Annotated in this window: 16 protein-coding genes and 1 tRNA gene; 4 read left to right on the top strand and 13 right to left on the bottom strand. The window is 61.3% G+C overall.

The window, feature by feature from the left end:
• Positions 1-131 precede the first annotated feature (131 nt).
• From rpoC to tuf, 12 genes are all read right to left on the bottom strand, one after another.
• Positions 132-4328, bottom strand: a complete 4197-nt coding sequence (rpoC, locus tag ACFWXH_RS05365; protein ID WP_054314101.1) for a DNA-directed RNA polymerase subunit beta' — start codon at positions 4326-4328, stop codon at positions 132-134.
• 127 nt (positions 4329-4455) lie between these two features.
• A complete protein-coding gene (rpoB, locus tag ACFWXH_RS05360) occupies positions 4456-8592 on the bottom strand; it encodes a DNA-directed RNA polymerase subunit beta (protein WP_379118157.1) in 4137 nt (1378 codons plus the stop codon).
• A gap of 228 nt (positions 8593-8820) precedes the next feature.
• Positions 8821-9198: a 50S ribosomal protein L7/L12 gene (rplL, locus tag ACFWXH_RS05355; protein ID WP_379118155.1), complete on the bottom strand. Its 378-nt coding sequence runs from the start codon at positions 9196-9198 to the stop codon at positions 8821-8823.
• Positions 9199-9249: 51 nt separating this feature from the next.
• Positions 9250-9768, bottom strand: a complete 519-nt coding sequence (gene rplJ / locus ACFWXH_RS05350; RefSeq protein ID WP_379118153.1) for a 50S ribosomal protein L10 — start codon at positions 9766-9768, stop codon at positions 9250-9252.
• A gap of 391 nt (positions 9769-10159) precedes the next feature.
• On the bottom strand, positions 10160-10858 hold the full coding sequence (gene rplA, locus ACFWXH_RS05345) for a 50S ribosomal protein L1 (RefSeq protein WP_054314105.1): 699 nt from the start codon (positions 10856-10858) through the stop codon (positions 10160-10162).
• Between the two features lie 4 nt (positions 10859-10862).
• Positions 10863-11291, bottom strand: coding sequence for a 50S ribosomal protein L11 (gene rplK / locus ACFWXH_RS05340; protein ID WP_024927083.1), 429 nt, complete (start codon positions 11289-11291; stop codon positions 10863-10865).
• A gap of 171 nt (positions 11292-11462) precedes the next feature.
• The gene (nusG, locus tag ACFWXH_RS05335) at positions 11463-12002 is read right to left on the bottom strand and encodes a transcription termination/antitermination protein NusG (RefSeq protein WP_054314106.1); all 540 of its coding nucleotides are present in this window, start codon (positions 12000-12002) and stop codon (positions 11463-11465) included.
• Between the two features lie 27 nt (positions 12003-12029).
• Positions 12030-12233, bottom strand: a complete 204-nt coding sequence (gene secE / locus ACFWXH_RS05330; protein ID WP_054314107.1) for a preprotein translocase subunit SecE — start codon at positions 12231-12233, stop codon at positions 12030-12032.
• A 359-nt stretch (positions 12234-12592) separates the two neighbouring features.
• Positions 12593-12668: transfer RNA gene (locus ACFWXH_RS05325), tRNA-Trp, on the bottom strand.
• Positions 12669-12777: 109 nt separating this feature from the next.
• Positions 12778-13329: a putative glycolipid-binding domain-containing protein gene (locus tag ACFWXH_RS05320; protein WP_379118150.1), complete on the bottom strand. Its 552-nt coding sequence runs from the start codon at positions 13327-13329 to the stop codon at positions 12778-12780.
• A gap of 42 nt (positions 13330-13371) precedes the next feature.
• Positions 13372-13851, bottom strand: coding sequence for a group II truncated hemoglobin (locus ACFWXH_RS05315; protein WP_379118148.1), 480 nt, complete (start codon positions 13849-13851; stop codon positions 13372-13374).
• A 266-nt stretch (positions 13852-14117) separates the two neighbouring features.
• Positions 14118-15293 (bottom strand): elongation factor Tu, encoded by a 1176-nt coding sequence (tuf, locus tag ACFWXH_RS05310; RefSeq protein ID WP_054311475.1) that lies wholly within the window; start codon positions 15291-15293, stop codon positions 14118-14120.
• A gap of 338 nt (positions 15294-15631) precedes the next feature.
• Between tuf and ACFWXH_RS05305 the strand changes: the two genes are divergently transcribed.
• Positions 15632-15865, top strand: a complete 234-nt coding sequence (locus ACFWXH_RS05305; RefSeq protein WP_152979978.1) for a DUF680 domain-containing protein — start codon at positions 15632-15634, stop codon at positions 15863-15865.
• Positions 15866-15956: 91 nt separating this feature from the next.
• Here the strand turns inward: ACFWXH_RS05305 and ACFWXH_RS05300 are convergent, their stop codons facing one another.
• Positions 15957-16211 carry a GlsB/YeaQ/YmgE family stress response membrane protein gene (locus ACFWXH_RS05300; RefSeq protein WP_054313057.1) on the bottom strand — a complete coding sequence of 85 codons (255 nt, stop codon included), beginning with the start codon at positions 16209-16211 and terminating at the stop codon, positions 15957-15959.
• Positions 16212-16358: 147 nt separating this feature from the next.
• On the opposite strand from ACFWXH_RS05300, the gene ACFWXH_RS05295 reads away from it, so the two are divergent.
• From ACFWXH_RS05295 to ACFWXH_RS05285, 3 genes are all read left to right on the top strand, one after another.
• On the top strand, positions 16359-16808 hold the full coding sequence (locus ACFWXH_RS05295; RefSeq protein WP_054313058.1) for a YidB family protein: 450 nt from the start codon (positions 16359-16361) through the stop codon (positions 16806-16808).
• A gap of 237 nt (positions 16809-17045) precedes the next feature.
• Entirely contained in the window at positions 17046-17342 is a 297-nt protein-coding gene (locus ACFWXH_RS05290) for a DUF982 domain-containing protein (protein WP_054313059.1), read from the top strand.
• Between the two features lie 212 nt (positions 17343-17554).
• Positions 17555-17908: a hypothetical protein gene (locus ACFWXH_RS05285; RefSeq protein ID WP_379118145.1), complete on the top strand. Its 354-nt coding sequence runs from the start codon at positions 17555-17557 to the stop codon at positions 17906-17908.
• The last annotated feature ends 4 nt before the right edge of the window (positions 17909-17912 follow it).

The raw sequence follows: 17912 nt of genomic DNA, 5'->3' as shown, positions 1-17912 counted from the left end.
CGCAATGAAACCGAGCTTGTGATCAATATCCGACGCGGAGCACCGGCACCATGCTTCAGGTCGGAACCTTTCCCCAACCGCCAAAGAAAAAGGGGCCGAAAGGCCCCTTTTTTGTAGTCTTCGATCACCGCTTACTGCGCGGCGCTGACCATCTCGGTCAGCATCGGCTCGGCCACTTCCGCGCCGGACGTCTTGCGACGCTCGTCGAGGATGAGTTCGTCGCGATGCGTCGCGATGCGACGGATCGCGCTCATCTGGCCACCGGTGCCGGCGGGGATTAGACGGCCGACGATGACGTTTTCCTTCAGTCCCTGCAGCATGTCGGTCTTGCCGGCAACGGCAGCTTCCGTCAGCACGCGGGTCGTCTCCTGGAAGGAGGCGGCCGAGATGAAGGACGGCGTCTGCAACGAAGCCTTGGTGATGCCGAGCAGCACCGGCTGGCCGGCCGCAGGCTTCTTGCCTTCCTCGATCAAGCGCTCGTTGATCTCGTCCAGCTCGATCACGTCGACATGGTCACCCGGGATGTAGGTCGAGTCGCCCTGCTCGGTGATCTCCACCTTCTGCAGCATTTGACGGACGATCACCTCGATGTGCTTGTCGTTGATCGACACGCCCTGCAACCGGTAGACTTCCTGGATTTCATTGACGAGGTAAGAAGCCAGAGCTTCCACACCCTTGATCGCCAGGATGTCGTGCGGCGCCGGATTGCCGTCGAGGATGTAGTCGCCCTTCTCGATAACGTCGCCGTCCTGGAGATGGAACGGCTTGCCCTTCGGGATCAGGTATTCGACCGGCTCCAGCGTCGAGTCATGCGGTTCGATGATGATGCGGCGCTTGTTCTTGTAGTCGCGGCCGAAGCGAACCGTACCATCGATCTCGGCGATGATGGCGTGATCCTTCGGACGGCGAGCCTCGAACAGTTCGGCCACGCGCGGCAGACCACCGGTGATGTCCTTGGTCTTGGCGCTTTCCATCGGGATACGAGCGAGCACGTCGCCCGGCTTGACCGTGGCACCCGGCTCGACCGACAGGATCGCCTCGACCGAGAGCAGGAAGCGGGCATCGCCGCCCTTCGACAGCTTGCCGACCTTGCCCTTGGCATCCTGAACAACCATCGCCGGCTTGAGGTCCGAACCGCGCGGCGTGGACCGCCAGTCGATGACCTCGCGCTTGGTGATGCCAGTCGACTCGTCGGCCGTTTCCTGAACGGAAATGCCGTCGACCAGGTCCTCGAACGCCACGCGACCCTCGATTTCGGTGAGGATCGGACGGGTATACGGGTCCCACTCGGCGATACGCTGGCCGCGCTTCACCTTGTCACCGTCGTCCACGTAGATGCGCGAACCGTAAGTGACGCGGTGCGTGGCGCGTTCCTTGCCCGTCTCGTCGAGGATCAGGATCGCCATGTTGCGGCCCATCACCACGAGGTGACCGTCGGAATTGCGAACCACGCTGCGGTTGCGGACCGACACCGTGCCTTCATAGGACGCCTCGAGATAGGAGGAGTCCACCACCTGCGCGGTACCGCCCATGTGGAAGGTACGCATGGTGAGCTGCGTGCCCGGCTCGCCGATCGACTGCGCGGCGATAACGCCGACAGCTTCACCCTGGTTGACCGGGGTACCGCGTGCAAGATCGCGACCGTAGCAGACTGCGCAGACGCCGGTGCGGACCTCGCAGGTCAGCGCCGAACGGATGCGGACGGACTGCACGCCAGCCTTCTCGATCAGCTCGACGTCGCGCTCGTCCATCAGCCTGCCGGCCTTGACCAGCAGATCGCCGCTGACCGGATGGTTGATATCGTCGAGTGCCGTACGGCCCAGCACACGCTGGCCGATGGAGGCGACGATCTGGCCGGCATCGACGATCGGCTGCATGGTGAGGCCCTTGTCGGTGCCGCAGTCGACGGAGTTGACGATGCAGTCCTGCGCCACGTCGACCAGACGGCGGGTCAGGTAACCCGAGTTCGCGGTCTTCAGGGCGGTGTCGGCCAGACCCTTGCGGGCGCCGTGCGTGGAGTTGAAGTACTCCAGAACGGTGAGGCCTTCCTTGAAGTTCGAGATGATCGGCGTCTCGATGATTTCACCCGACGGCTTGGCCATCAGGCCGCGCATGCCGGCGAGCTGACGCATCTGGGTGGGCGAACCACGCGCACCCGAATGCGACATCATGTAGATCGAGTTCATCGGCTTCTGACGGCCATTGGGGTCGAACTCGACCGCCTTGATGCGGCCCATCATCTCGTCCGCGACCTTTTCCGAGCACTTGGCCCAGGCGTCGACGACCTTGTTGTACTTCTCGCCCTGAGTGATCAGACCGTCATTGTACTGCTGCTCGTATTCCTTGGCCAAAGCCTCGGTCTCGGCGACCAGCTTCTCCTTGGTGTCCGGGATCAGCATATCGTCCTTGCCGAACGAAATGCCGGCGCGGCACGCATGAGCGAAGCCGAGGGCCATGATGCGATCGCAGAAGATGACCGTCTCTTTCTGACCGCAGTGGCGGTAGACGGTGTCGATCATCTTGGAGATGTTCTTCTTGGTCATCTCCTGGTTGGCGGTCTCGAACGGCACGTTGACGTTCTTCGGCAGCAGTTCGCCGAGGATCATGCGGCCGGGCGTGGTGTCGTAGATCTTCGACACGACGTTGCCTTCCGCATCAACGGTCCGGAAGCGGCCCTTGATCTTGGCGTGCAGGGTGACGGCCTTGGTCTCCAGCGCATGCTGCAGTTCGCCCATGTCGGCGAATGCCATGCCCTCTCCCGGCTCGTTCTGGTTGACGATCGAGAGATAGTAGAGACCCAGAACCATGTCCTGCGACGGCACGATGATCGGTGCGCCGGAAGCCGGGTGCAGGATGTTGTTGGTCGACATCATCAGCACGCGAGCTTCGAGCTGTGCTTCCAGCGACAGCGGCACGTGGACCGCCATCTGGTCACCGTCGAAGTCGGCGTTGAAGGCCGTGCAGACCAGCGGATGCAGCTGGATCGCCTTGCCTTCGATCAGGGTAGGCTCGAATGCCTGGATGCCGAGGCGGTGCAGCGTCGGTGCGCGGTTGAGCAGCACCGGATGCTCGCGGATGACCTCGTCCAGGATATCCCAGACTTCCGGGCGCTCCTTCTCGACCAGCTTCTTCGCCTGCTTGACGGTCGAGGAATAGCCCTTGGCGTCGAGACGGGCGTAGATGAAGGGTTTGAACAGCTCCAGCGCCATCTTCTTCGGCAGGCCGCACTGATGCAGCTTCAGCTCCGGACCGGTCACGATGACCGAACGGCCCGAATAGTCGACGCGCTTGCCGAGCAGGTTCTGGCGGAAGCGCCCCTGCTTGCCTTTCAGCATGTCGGACAGCGACTTCAGCGGACGCTTGTTGGCGCCGGTGATGACGCGGCCGCGGCGGCCGTTGTCGAACAGAGCGTCGACGGCTTCCTGCAGCATGCGCTTTTCGTTGCGCACGATGATGCCGGGCGCACGCAGCTCGATGAGGCGCTTCAGACGGTTATTACGGTTGATGACGCGGCGATAGAGATCGTTCAGATCCGACGTCGCGAAACGGCCGCCGTCCAGCGGAACCAGCGGGCGCAGGTCCGGCGGGATGACCGGGACGACCTTCATGATCATCCATTCCGGACGATTGCCGGATTCCATGAAGTTCTCGACCACCTTGAGGCGCTTCAAGAGCTTCTTCTGCTTCAGCTCCGAGGTGGTGGAAGCAAGTTCCGAACGCAGGTCGCCCGCGATCTTCTCCAGTTCCATGCCTGCGAGCAGGTCATGGATGGCCTCGGCGCCGATCATGGCGGTGAAGGAGTCTTCGCCGTACTCGTCGACGGCCAGCATGTACTCTTCCTCGCTGAGCAGCTGGTGCTCCTTCAGCGCGGTGAGGCCCGGCTCGGTAACGATGTAGTTTTCGAAGTAGAGGACGCGCTCGATATCCTTCAGCGTCATGTCGAGCAGCGTGCCGATGCGCGACGGAAGCGACTTCAGGAACCAGATGTGAGCGACCGGAGCGGCGAGCTCGATGTGGCCCATGCGCTCGCGGCGAACGCGCGACAGCGTGACTTCCACGCCGCACTTCTCGCAGATGACGCCCTTGTACTTCATGCGCTTGTACTTGCCGCACAGGCATTCGTAGTCCTTGATCGGACCGAAGATGCGCGCGCAGAACAGGCCGTCACGTTCGGGCTTGAACGTGCGGTAGTTGATCGTCTCCGGCTTCTTGATCTCGCCGAACGACCAGGACAGAATCTTGTCAGGCGATGCCAGCGAGATGCGAATGGAATCGAACACCTGCGCGGGCGCCTGCGGATTGAAGAGATTCATGACCTCTTGGTTCATGCCATTCTCCTTTTCGGGGTCCTCGAAAACCCCTTTGCATGTGACTGCGAGCCACCGCTCGCGAAACCCGGCCTGAGCCGGAAAATCTCAGGCGGGCGCGGATATGTCCGCGCCCGCGATTGCCGTCTTACTCGGCCGCGTCCGGTAGGCTCTGCGGAGCGTTCTCGACCTTGGTGTTCTCGAGCTCGACGTTGAGGCCCAGCGAGCGCATTTCCTTGACTAGAACGTTGAAGCTCTCGGGGATGCCCGCTTCGAAGGTGTCGTCGCCACGGACGATCGCTTCGTAGACCTTGGTACGGCCAGCCACGTCGTCCGACTTCACGGTCAGCATTTCCTGCAGCGTGTAGGCGGCGCCGTAGGCTTCCAGAGCCCAGACCTCCATTTCGCCGAAGCGCTGACCGCCGAACTGCGCCTTGCCGCCCAGCGGCTGCTGGGTAACGAGCGAGTACGGGCCGATCGAACGGGCGTGGATCTTGTCGTCGACCAGGTGGTGAAGCTTGAGCATGTAGATATAGCCCATGGTCACCTTGCGGTCGAACGGCTCACCCGTGCGGCCATCATACAACTGAGACTGGCCGGAAGTGTGCAGGCCAGCCTGCTCCAGCATCTCGTTGATGTTGACCTCATGCGCACCGTCGAACACCGGGGTCGCGATGGAGACGCCGCGTTTCATCTGTTCACCGAGGCGAACGATGGATTCGTCGTCATATTCGCGGACCGGCTCGTTGCGGTCGTTGGCCGGGATGATCTGCTCGATCGTCTGGCGCAGCGGCTTGATATCGCCACCGCCCTTGTAGGCTTCGATCAGCTCGCCGATCTTCCTGCCCATGCCAGCGCAAGCCCAGCCCAGGTGTGTCTCCAGGATCTGGCCGACGTTCATGCGCGAAGGCACGCCCAGCGGGTTGAGCACGATATCGGCATGCGTGCCGTCCTCGAGGAACGGCATGTCCTCGACCGGAACGATGCGCGAGACCACGCCCTTGTTACCGTGACGGCCGGCCATCTTGTCGCCCGGCTGCATCTTGCGCTTCACGGCCACGAAGACCTTGACCATCTTCATGACGCCCGGAGGCATCTCGTCACCGCGCTGCACCTTCTCGACCTTGTCCATGAAGCGCTGCTCGAGCGCCTTCTTGGAGTCGTCGTACTGGCCGCGCAGGGCTTCCAACTCGCTCTGGAGCTTTTCGTTCTCCACGGCGAACTGCCACCACTGCGAACGCGGATAGTCGTCCAGCGTTTCCTTGGCCAGCGTCGAGCCCTTCTTGAAGCCCTTCGGCCCGGCGATAGCCTCCTTGCCGATGAGCACATCGGACAGACGCGCGTAGACGTTGCGATCAAGGATCGCCTGTTCGTCGTCGCGGTCCTTGGCCAGACGCTCGATCTCCTCGCGCTCGATCGCCATCGCGCGCTCGTCCTTCTCCACGCCGTGGCGGTTGAAGACGCGCACTTCGACGACGGTGCCGAAGGTTCCGGGCGGCATGCGCATGGAGGTGTCGCGGACGTCGGACGCCTTTTCACCGAAGATGGCGCGCAGGAGCTTCTCTTCCGGCGTCATCGGGCTCTCGCCCTTCGGCGTGATCTTGCCGACCAGGATGTCGCCCGGCTGCACTTCCGCACCGATGTAGACGATGCCGGCTTCGTCGAGGTTCTTCAGCGCTTCTTCCGAAACGTTCGGAATGTCACGCGTGATTTCCTCAGGCCCGAGCTTGGTGTCGCGCGCCATGACCTCGAACTCCTCGATATGGATCGAGGTGAAGACGTCGTCGGCGACGATACGTTCGGACAGGAGGATCGAGTCCTCATAGTTGTAGCCGTTCCACGGCATGAACGCGACGAGCACGTTGCGGCCGAGCGCCAGATCGCCGAGATCAGTCGAAGGACCGTCGGCGATGATGTCACCCTTCTCGATAGGGTCACCCACCTTCACCAGCGGACGCTGATTGATGCAGGTCGACTGGTTCGAGCGCTGGAACTTCATCAGGCGATAGATATCGACGCCAGACTTGCCCGGATCGAGATCTTCGGTAGCGCGGATAACGATACGGGTCGCATCCACCTGGTCGACGATACCAGTGCGGCGAGCCGCGATGGCAGCGCCGGAGTCACGGGCAACGATCGGTTCCATGCCGGTGCCGACGAACGGAGCCTCGGCGCGCACCAGCGGCACGGCCTGACGCTGCATGTTCGAACCCATCAGCGCACGGTTGGCGTCATCGTTCTCAAGGAACGGGATGAGCGCGGCGGCTACCGACACCATCTGCTTCGGCGACACGTCCATCAGGTCGACGTTTTCGCGCGGCGCCATCATCACTTCGCCAGCGTTACGGCAGATGACGAATTCGTCGACGAAACGGCCTTCCTTGTCGAGCTCGGCGTTGGCCTGGGCAACATAGTGCTTGGCCTCTTCCATGGCGGATAGATAGACGACCTCGTCGGTCAGCTTGCCCTCGACGATCTTGCGGTACGGGCTTTCGATGAAGCCGTACTTGTTGACGCGGGCAAAGGTGGCCAGCGAGTTGATCAGACCGATGTTCGGGCCTTCCGGCGTTTCGATCGGGCAGATACGGCCGTAGTGCGTCGGATGAACGTCGCGGACTTCGAAGCCGGCGCGCTCGCGGGTCAGACCACCAGGTCCGAGCGCCGAGAGACGACGCTTGTGCGTGATCTCGGAGAGCGGGTTGGTCTGGTCCATGAACTGCGACAGCTGCGAGGAGCCGAAGAACTCGCGCACCGCGGCAGCAGCGGGCTTGGCGTTGATCAGGTCCTGCGGCATGACCGTATCGATCTCGATCGAGGACATACGTTCCTTGATCGCGCGCTCCATGCGCAGCAGGCCGACGCGGTACTGGTTCTCCATCAGCTCGCCGACCGAACGCACGCGGCGGTTGCCGAGATTGTCGATGTCGTCGATCTCGCCCTTGCCGTCGCGCAGCTCGACCAGCGTCTTGACGACGGCGAGGATGTCATCCTTGCGCAGCACGCGCACGGTGTCCTCGGCGTCGAGCTCCAGACGCATGTTCATCTTCACGCGGCCGACGGCCGACAGGTCGTAACGCTCGCTGTCGAAGAACAGCGAATTGAACATGGCTTCAGCCGTTTCGAGCGTGGGCGGCTCGCCCGGGCGCATGACGCGGTAGATATCGAACAGCGCGTCCTGGCGGCTTTCGTTCTTGTCGATGTTGAGCGTGTTGCGGATGTAGCCACCGACATTGATGTGGTCGATGTCGAGGATCTGGATCTCGGTCTCACCCGTACCCAGCAGCACTTTCAGGGTCTTGTCATCGATTTCGTCGCCGGCTTCGAGGAAGATCTCGCCGGTGGCATAGTTGACGATGTCCTCGGCCAGATAGCTGCCAAGCAAATCCTCGTCGACCGCCTTGATCGCCTTCAGGCCCTTGTCGGCCAACTGGCGCGCCTGGCGGGCGGTGATCTTCTTGCCCTGCTCGACGACGATCTCACCGGTGTCAGCGTCGACCAGATCGTTCACGGCCTTCAGGCCGCGGAAACGGTCGACACTGAACGGGATGCGCCAGTGGTCGCCGGTACGCTTGTAGGTGATCTTGTTGTAGAAGGTCGACAGGATCTCCTCGCTGTCCATGCCGAGCGCCATCAACAGCGACGTCACAGGGATCTTGCGACGACGGTCGATACGGGCGTGCACGACGTCCTTCGAGTCGAACTCGATGTCGAGCCACGAGCCGCGATACGGGATGACGCGCGCGGCGAACAGAAGTTTGCCCGACGAATGCGACTTGCCCTTGTCGTGATCGAAGAAGACGCCCGGCGAGCGATGCATCTGCGAGACGATGACGCGCTCGGTGCCGTTGACGATGAAGGTGCCGTTCATGGTCATGAGCGGCATGTCGCCCATGTAGACGTCCTGCTCCTTGATGTCCTTGATGGACTTCGAGCCGGTATCCTCATCGATATCGAACACGATCAGGCGCAGCGTCACCTTGAGCGGCGCGGCATAGGTCAGGTCTCGCTGACGGCACTCGTCAACGTCGAACTTCGGTGCTTCGAACTCGTACTTGACGAATTCCAGCATCGAAGAGCCGGAAAAGTCGGAAATCGGGAACACCGACTTGAAAACGGCCTGCAGCCCTTCGTCCGGACGGCCACCCTTCGGCTCGTCCACCATCAGGAACTGATCATAAGATGCCTTCTGAACCTCGATCAGGTTCGGCATCTCCGCAACTTCCGGGATCTTTCCGAAGAACTTGCGTACGCGTCTGCGGCCATTGAAAGTCTGCGTCTGGGCCATCGTCGCTCCTTGGCTAGCTCTTGGGGCAGGCATTCGCCTCGACCTGCCTTGCAATTCTCAACCGCCTCCGCCCGGCGGTCCCTTCGGCTGCCCTTCGCCTCGCGGCGCCGGGCCAGAACGGTTGAAAACCCGTTTCCTGAAAGCCGTATTTCGGCCCTCAGGAAAGAGGTTTCCAGAACGTCCCTTCAGGACCGGTGGACGGCATATGCCGTCCACCGAAACCCTGAATTACTTCAGCTCGACCTTGGCGCCGGCTGCTTCCAGCTGGGCCTTGATCTTCTCGGCGTCGGCCTTGGCCACGCCTTCCTTGACCGGCTTCGGAGCGGCCTCGACCAGATCCTTGGCTTCCTTGAGGCCCAGGCCGGTGATGGCGCGCACTTCCTTGATGACTTCGATCTTCTTGTCGCCCGAGGCAGCAAGAATGACGTCGAACTCGGTCTTCTCCTCGGCAGGAGCAGCAGCAGCGGCAGCACCGCCAGCAGCAGCAACAGCCACCGGAGCGGCGGCCGAAACGCCCCACTTCTCTTCCAGGAGCTTCGAGAGTTCAGCCGCCTCGAGGACGGTCAGGCTCGAGAGGTCGTCTACGATCTTTGCGAGATCAGCCATTTTGATATTCCTTTATAAGGTTCGAACGTGTTGTTGTGATGAGGAACGGCCTCACGCCGCCTCGTCCTTCCGGGCATAAGCGCCAATGACGCGCGCGACCGAAGCCGCCGGCGCATTGACAATCTGGGCGATCCGGGTTGCCGGAGTGGCGATCATGCCAACCAGCCTTGCGCGCAGCTCGTCGAGCGACGGCAGCGAGGCAAGCGCCTTCACACCGTCGGCATTGAGCGCGGTCGTGCCCATTGCGCCGCCGAGAATGACCAGCTTGTCATTTCCCTTGGCGAAATCGGACGCGACCTTCGGCGCTGTAACCGGATCATCCGAATAGGCGACCAGCGTCTGTCCCTTGAACAGCTCGATGATGCTTTCGGATTCCGTGCCCTGAAGAGCGATCTTGGCGAGGCGGTTCTTCGCGACTTTGACGGTGCCGCCGGCCTGACGCATCTTCGTGCGAAGATCGTTCATTTGCGCGACGGTGATACCGGCATAGTGGGCCACGACCACTGAGCCGGCGCCCTTGAAGGCGTCGTTCAGGTCCGTGACGAGTTCGCGTTTTTCCGCTCTGTCCACTGCCTATCTCCAGTTGACCACTTTTCCCATTTGCGGGAACGATGGTCGGGTTGCCTTTTGCCGGGCGGGCTATCCAGAAATCCAGATCTCCCGAACGGCGCTCGAGGATCCTGCCCCCTTTCGCCACACCCGACAGGTTTCCCCGGCGCGGTGCGCAGACAAAAGGCAAACACGGTTCGAACCTTCCATGGAGCCGAAGCTCCGGTGTCGGGTCCTACCCCGTCTCATGCAGGCCGTTCAATTAAGGTCCGCCCTTTCGGGACTAGGCCGCCTGCAATCTCGGACAGGATGCCGGATCTCTTTCGATTTCCGGCATCCGGTCCCCACTTGCGTGGGAACCGGAATTCTTCAGGCAGACCAGCGCTTTAGGCGCCGACCTGCATTAAATATCTCAGGCCACGACCAAGGTGGCGACGTCCAGCTTGAGGCCAGGACCCATCGTCGAGGTGACCGACACCTTCTTGACGTAGTTGCCCTTGGCGCCCGTGGGCTTGGCCTTGGTGACCGCATCGGCGAAGGCGCGGATGTTTTCTTCCAACGCCTTGACCTCGAACGAAACCTTGCCAATGCCAGCATGCACGATACCGGCCTTCTCGACGCGGAACTCGACCGCGCCACCCTTCGACGCCTTGACGGCGGCGGCGACGTCGGCAGTCACGGTGCCAACCTTCGGGTTCGGCATCATGCCGCGCGGGCCGAGCACCTTACCCAGACGGCCGACCAGCGGCATCATGTCCGGGGTGGCGATGCAGCGATCGAAATCGATCGTGCCTTTCTGGACGATATCGACCAGTTCCTCGGCACCCACGATGTCGGCGCCAGCAGCCTTGGCCTCATCGGCCTTGTCACCGCGTGCGAACACGGCAACACGCACATTCTTGCCCGTACCATTCGGCAGGTTGACCACGCCGCGGACCATCTGGTCTGCATGGCGCGGATCGACGCCGAGGTTCATGGCGATCTCGACAGTCTCGTCGAACTTCACCTTCGAGCGATCCTTGAGGATCTGCAGGGCCTCACCCAGGCCATAAGCCTTGTTCGGGTCGATGCCTTCGCGGGTCTTGGCTACACGCTTTGCAATCTTTGCCATCGTCTTAGCCCACCACTTCCAGGCCCATCGAACGGGCAGAGCCTTCGACCATGCGCATTGCTGCTTCCACGTCGTTGGCGTTCAGGTCCTTCATCTTTTTCTCGGCGATCTCGCGCACCTTGTCGCGGGCGATCGTGCCGGCCTTCACCTTGCCCGGCTCCTTCGAGCCCGACTTCAGGTTGGCGGCCTTCTTCAGGAAATAGCTCACCGGCGGCGTCTTCATGACGAAGGTGAACGACTTGTCCTGATAGTAGGTGATGACGACGGGGATGGGCGAACCCTTCTCCAGTTCCTGCGTCTGCGCGTTGAACGCCTTGCAGAATTCCATGATGTTGATGCCACGCTGACCAAGCGCCGGGCCGATCGGGGGCGACGGAGTCGCAGAACCCGCGGCAACCTGGAGCTTGAGCTGGCCCGCTACTTTCTTAGCCATACTCTTTCCTGCCTTCAGTCATGCCGGCTCCCTTGGTTCAAGGACGACGCCGGCGGTTGCAGTCTGGTGGTTCGGCTCGTTCGGCCGGCTAAGCCGCCCTCACCTCCCACCCGTTCACGGCAGCACTACCAGCGCCACCCCTTCCACCCTCGAGAGAGGGCAGAAACCCGGTCAGCCCTTTTCGACCTGACCGAATTCGAGATCGACAGGCACAGCGCGCCCGAAGATCGAAACTTCCACCTTGAGGCGGGCGCGCTCTTCATCCACTTCCTGGACGAAACCGTTGAACGAGGCAAAAGGCCCGTCCGAAACCCGCACCTGCTCGCCGATCTCGAAGGTGACCGACGGCTTCGGCCGCTCCACACCCTCCTGCACCTGATGCAGGATGCGCTCGGCTTCCTTTTCGGTGATGAACATCGGCTTGGCCGTATGCTTGTCTTCGCCGAGGAAGCCAGTAACGCGCGGCGTGTTCTTCACCAGCGAGATAACGGCATCGTTCAAATCCGCCTTCATCAGCACATAGCCGGGGAAGAACTTGCGCTCGGCGTCAACTTTCTTGCCGCGACGCACCTCGACAACCTTCTCGGTCGGAACCACGATCTGCTCGATGCGCTCCGATAGGCCCTTCTGCTTGGCCTTGTTCTCGATGTCCTCAGCGACCTTCTTTTCGAAGTTCGAATAAGCGTGAACGATGTACCACCGCGCAGTCATCTATCAATTATCCCCGTCGTGGTGGTCTTACTTGCCGATGCCGAGGATCATCTCGACCGCCAGACCCATGATCTGGTCGGCAGCAAAGAAGAAAATCATGGCGATCGCCGCGAAGGCCAGGACCATGACCGTCGAAATCATCGTTTCCCGCCTGGAAGGCCAGGTGACCTTGGCGGTCTCCGCCCTCACCTGCTGAAGGAAGACGAAAGGATTGGTTGTCTTCGACGCCATGTCCGCTCTGCTTTCAAGACCCGTTGACCGGGCCTCCTGGATGATCCCGCTGGCCGGGACGTGCCGCAAAACCGAAGATCCAGCCGAATCAGCAAGCCTTCGATCCATGCAAATCAGACGCGCAAAGCTGGGTTCCCAGCTCCACGCGCCGCGTGTCTGTCGTGTCTACATAAAACCGATTCTTGATCCACGCAAGTGGCAAGCTTCCGCTTTATGGCCAAACGCCGCATCGGAACCATCCAGTCGTTCCGTCCCGGCTATGGGCGCCCTTATGCCCGAAAAGCGCTCATATGGCAAGGGTTGCGCCCATTTCAAGACCTGCGCTCTCACGGAATCTGCAAAACTGGGAATTTGGAAACTGGCAGGGGCAGCAGGGCTCGAACCCGCGACCTGCGGTTTTGGAGACCGCCGCTCTACCAACTGAGCTATACCCCTAAGGTCGCGACGCATCATCTGCGCGGCAGGCGCTTCCTAGAAGCTTCCGTGCCGTCTGTAAAGAGCAGCTTTCGTGCAAATCACACGGCGAGCGGCAAGCCGGCTCAAATCAGAAAAGCCTGCGAAACAGCCCAGGGTAATCCGTCACAAGGCCGTGCTCGTCAAACGTGATCTCTCGGCGGAAATCGCTGTCCAGCGATTCATAGAGATAGCGACTGCCCTCTTCCAGGCAAGTGTAGCGCTGAGGGTCCGGAAAGACCTCGAGCGCCGGCACAGAGATATAGGCGGTGCGGATTTCCGCGCTCTCACCCTTGGCAAGGCGAAGCCGCTTTATCGGGAGTGTGTTGGTGAACGGGCTTACCGACAGGTCCGGCTCCAATACGCCGTCCAGTGTCGGCATCGGCTGGCCGTCCATCGTCCAGTGTCCCTTGCCGTCCGCCTCCAGGATCAAAACGTCTTCGCGACCGACCAACGAGACCTCCAGGCGGCGCGTCAGCCAGTCAACATCGATCGCGATCCTGTAGCGCGCGGCGAAGAGGTATGGATCCGACGAAATCGCGACAGCATCGACGGACATTCCATCGCGCTGGCCGCTCAGCACCAGATACTGCGTGCCGTCGCCGTCCCATTCCTGCCATCGCGCGACGATTGTCCTATCCATCGGCCGAGCCGCTCCCTGACTGTAATGCCGGCCGAGTATGCCTTAGCCGACCGGTGGTTTGTAGGGCCCGCCCGGCACACCCCAGCCCCATTGCGGCATCGGCTCCTCCTCGGGATCACAAGTTGCCCCGAGGTTCGAATTCATCTTCGCAAGTCGTGAGCCCCACTCGATATAGGCCGCGAAAGCTGAGCGGAATTCCGGATCGTCCGGCAGACCGACCTCGTCCGCCGCATCCATCAGAAGGCTGATCCAGCGACGGCGCTGCTCCTCGGTCAGATGTTTGTCGAGATGGTGCATCACCATCTCGCGGTGCCCGCCATGCTTCTCGGAATAAGTCTTGGGTCCGCCGAAGACTTCGCCGATGAAGGCCGCGACATGGGCGGGATGCTCCGGCGACATGTGCCGGAACACGGGTCCGACAATGGGATCCTTCGCGACCTTGTCATAGAAGGTCGCGGTTAGCCGATTGAGCCGCTCGGAGCCACCGGCCCAATCGTAAAGCGTGGGTACATCCGCGGTCATCGCCGTCGTTCCCTTGCCGATGTGAAGAAGCGCAATGTCACGAAACGTGAGCCAGGACGCAAGCTGGCCGTACGGGCAGATTTGGCTTCGGCCCGCCAAGCGCTTCGATATCCTCGCCAAAACAAAAAGGGCGGTCCGAGGACCGCCCTTTTTGTTTATTCGGCCAGAGCGCCGATTACTCGACGATGCCGGCGCCTGCCGCGAGGCGCATTCGCGCCTCGCCAGTTGTTAATTTCGGTTGGTAGCGACGGTATTGTTCGCTTCGATCATTCAACGATCGAAGCAACAATCCCTGCACCAACCGTGCGGCCGCCTTCGCGGATAGCGAAGCGCAGCTTCTCTTCCATGGCGATCGGCACGATCAGCTCGACGTCAACGGTGATGTTGTCGCCTGGCATCACCATCTCGGTGCCGGCCGGCAGCGAAACGATGCCCGTCACGTCCGTCGTGCGGAAGTAGAACTGCGGACGGTAGTTCGTGAAGAACGGCGTATGACGGCCACCCTCTTCCTTCGTCAGGATGTAGGCTTCCGCCTTGAACTTCTTGTGCGGCTTCACCGAACCCGGCTTGGCCAGAACCTGGCCGCGCTCAACGCCCTCACGGTCAACGCCGCGCAGCAGCGCGCCGATGTTGTCGCCGGCCTGGCCCTGGTCGAGCAGCTTGCGGAACATCTCAACGCCCGTGCAAGTCGTCTTGGCCGTCGGACGGATGCCGACGATTTCCAGTTCCTCGCCGACCTTGACGATGCCGCGCTCGACGCGCCCCGTCACGACCGTGCCGCGGCCCGAGATCGAGAACACGTCTTCGATCGGCATCAGGAACGGCTTGTCGATCGGACGCTCCGGCGTCGGGATGTAGGCGTCAACCTCTTCCATCAGCTTGCGAACCGCGTTCTCGCCAATCTCCTTGTTGGAGTCTTCGAGAGCCGCCAGCGCCGAACCCTTGACGATCGGAATGTCGTCGCCCGGGAACTCGTACTTCGACAGAAGCTCGCGAACTTCCAGCTCCACCAGCTCCAGAAGCTCGGCGTCGTCGACCTGGTCGACCTTGTTCAGGAACACAACGATCGCAGGAACGCCGACCTGGCGCGCCAGAAGGATGTGCTCGCGCGTCTGCGGCATCGGGCCGTCGGCAGCCGAAACAACCAGGATCGCGCCGTCCATCTGGGCAGCACCGGTGATCATGTTCTTCACATAGTCGGCGTGGCCGGGGCAGTCGACGTGCGCATAGTGACGGGTCGGCGTCTCATACTCGACGTGCGCCGTCGAAATCGTGATGCCGCGCGCCTTCTCTTCAGGCGCTGCGTCAATCTGGTCGTAGGCCTTGAATTCGCCGAAATACTTCGTGATCGCCGCCGTCAGCGACGTCTTGCCGTGGTCAACGTGACCAATCGTGCCAATGTTCACATGAGGCTTCGTACGCTCGAATTTACCTTTTGCCATAGTCTCTTTCCTTGGACGTCCTGGACCTACGTTCAGTCGGATGCGCGGCGATTAGCGACAAAGGCCGCAAAACACAAGCCTCTTGTGGCCGGCGCCGGAACCGCACGCCCGGATGGAGCAGGATCAGTGCTGTGGATTTACCTGGAATGTAGGAATTCAAACCTAGTTCGCAAGAGCCGCTCGGCAAGGTGAACCGTTCACAGACAACCAACGATCTCGTGACGGCGCGCGATCAGGTCGTGATTGGAAGCCGGCCAAGCTCCGGCACATATCCGTCATGCCTGCGGACGGTGCTTTCAGAAACCGGCTGCCGGTTGGAAATCAAGGAGTTTTCGTCCATGAACAAGATCGTTCTCACCGCAGCCGCCCTGCTGGTTGCCGCTTCGGGCAGTGCCTTCGCCGCCAATACGACGCATGTGCAGAAGACCAGCCGCCATGTCGTCGAACAGGTCGATCATACGCGCACCTCTTCAATCGCATCACCGATGGCCGCGCCACGCGTCTCGCCGACCGACCAGGATCCATTCACCATGCCGGACCCCGGCTATGGCCAGGGCATCTGGGGCCAATAAGCTTTGTCAGGATCGAAGAAGGGCCGCGCGACTATCGTCCGCGGCCCTTCTTGTTGTCCTCGCCTTGTCCCATCGGGGAGACGGCGAGATGCTAGGCGCGTCGCCCATTGATGGCGTGATAGCCCCACAGAACCACGATCGCACCGATCACGGCGACGATCAGGCTGTAGATATTGAGCCCCGTGACGCCCGAAGCGCCAAAGGCGCTGAAGATCACACCACCGACAATCGCGCCGACGATGCCGAGCACGATATCCATCAGGAAACCCTGACCACTCTTGTTGACGATTTTACTGCCGATGAAGCCGGCGATGACGCCGAGGATAATCCAGCTGATGATTCCCATTGTGCTGCTCCGTTCGCCCCCAGGCAGGCGGAGACTTCCATAGGACGTCGCAAAGCTCAAGCTCGTCTTGAAATTGTCGTGCAGAGGGGCAATTGTCGGATTGGGCCGGACTGAGTGGGCCAGGGCTGTTCACAATGGAGATCCACGATGGGACTGTTCGACAACGCCGTTCCAGGCGGCAACATCACGAAACCTCTGATGATCGCGCTGGGCGCCTTGCTGGTGGGCAAAATGCTCGGCGGAGGCGGTTCGGCACAGCAGCAGGCGCCTGAACCCGCAGCACCCGGCGATACCGGCGCAGACGGCGGCCTGCTGGGCGGCGGTCTTGGCGGCCTGCTCGACAAGCTGAAGAATGCCGGTCACGGTCAGGTCGCGGATTCCTGGGTTGGCACCGGCCAGAACCAATCGATCGAGCCCGGCACGCTCGGCAAGGCGTTGGGGCCGCAGGTGATCCGCGAGATCGCTGCCCGTACTGGTCTCGATGAGCAGGAACTTCTGAAGCAGCTCTCCAGCGCACTGCCGGGTGTCGTCGACAAGCTGACGCCGAACGGTCAGGTGCCCTCGCGCAACCAGCTCGAATCGCTGTTCGGCAACTGAGTTTCGAACTCTTCCTTGGCATGAAGACGGGCGCTCGGCGCCCGTTTTTATTTGAACGATCGACCTGCCTGCAGCCTGGTTCCTAATCGCTGGGACCTCTGCCACCCAGCCAGCGCAGCGACTAAATCGGTTCCATCACACATCCACACGATCCCGTCTCCATTTGTGACGAGGCCGACCATTTCCTTGCCCCTTTTGGGCAGTCAAAAGGCGCCATCATCAAGGAGACGGATATCCATGACCGACCTTCGTTTCGACAATCCTGTTTCGATTTTCATGGGCCTCGGCTTTCCGCGCGATGTCGAGAACGTGCTCGAAGCTTATGACGTGCTGCTTGAATGGAACGGCACACGCGACGACGACCATGCAGCGGCAATCGCCTCCTGTCGCGACGCCATCGCCCGCGTGCAGCCTGCTGCAGAGGCTCGCGATGCCTTCGAGCGCTTTGCACACAACAAAGGCATCCTGACCGAGGAGGCGCTCGATCGCGCCGCGCTCACGGTGGCACAGGAATGGGGGCGGTTGAGCGCCTAGGTCCTCGAACGTTCGCTGAAATCTGAAACCATCACATAACGCCGCCATCTGGTCAGCCAGTGGCGGCGTTTTTTGTGGCCTGCAGCGGACCGAAACATCCGCCAGCCTTGTAACATGTTGTCAGATAAAATTATTTCTCACCTCGTTCAATTTAGGAACGAACCGCTCATCTCCTCCGTTTCGACTGTGTATCACGATCAGAGGAGTGTGGAATGGTTGCTACATCCAAACAAACGCACACGAACGGAACCGACATCCAGGCAGCGCTTGAGGGGCAGCTCGCGGAACTGCGCCGCGAGGTCGCAAAGCTCAACAAGTCGCTGGCCGCTCGCGGCACCGAAGCAGTCGACGACGCCTTGGATCACGCCGACAACAGCTATCGCGCCGCATCGGCAACCGCTGCAAGGGCCATGCGTCATCTGCGCAGCCAGGCGCATTCGGTTTCGGAGACAGCAAGGGAAAACCCGCGTGCAACAACGGCTGTTGTCGCAGTCGTCGGCGTGCTGGCTCTGCTTGCAGGAATGGCTTTGGCCAGATCCCACAACGGCAGGGATAGCTATTGGTAGGCAG

It is taken from the genome of Mesorhizobium sp. NPDC059054 (assembly GCF_042739215.1).
GTDB lineage: Bacteria > Pseudomonadota > Alphaproteobacteria > Rhizobiales > Rhizobiaceae > Mesorhizobium.
Note: the sequence above shows the minus strand (reverse complement) of the source record. Positions and strands in the feature narration are given on the sequence as shown.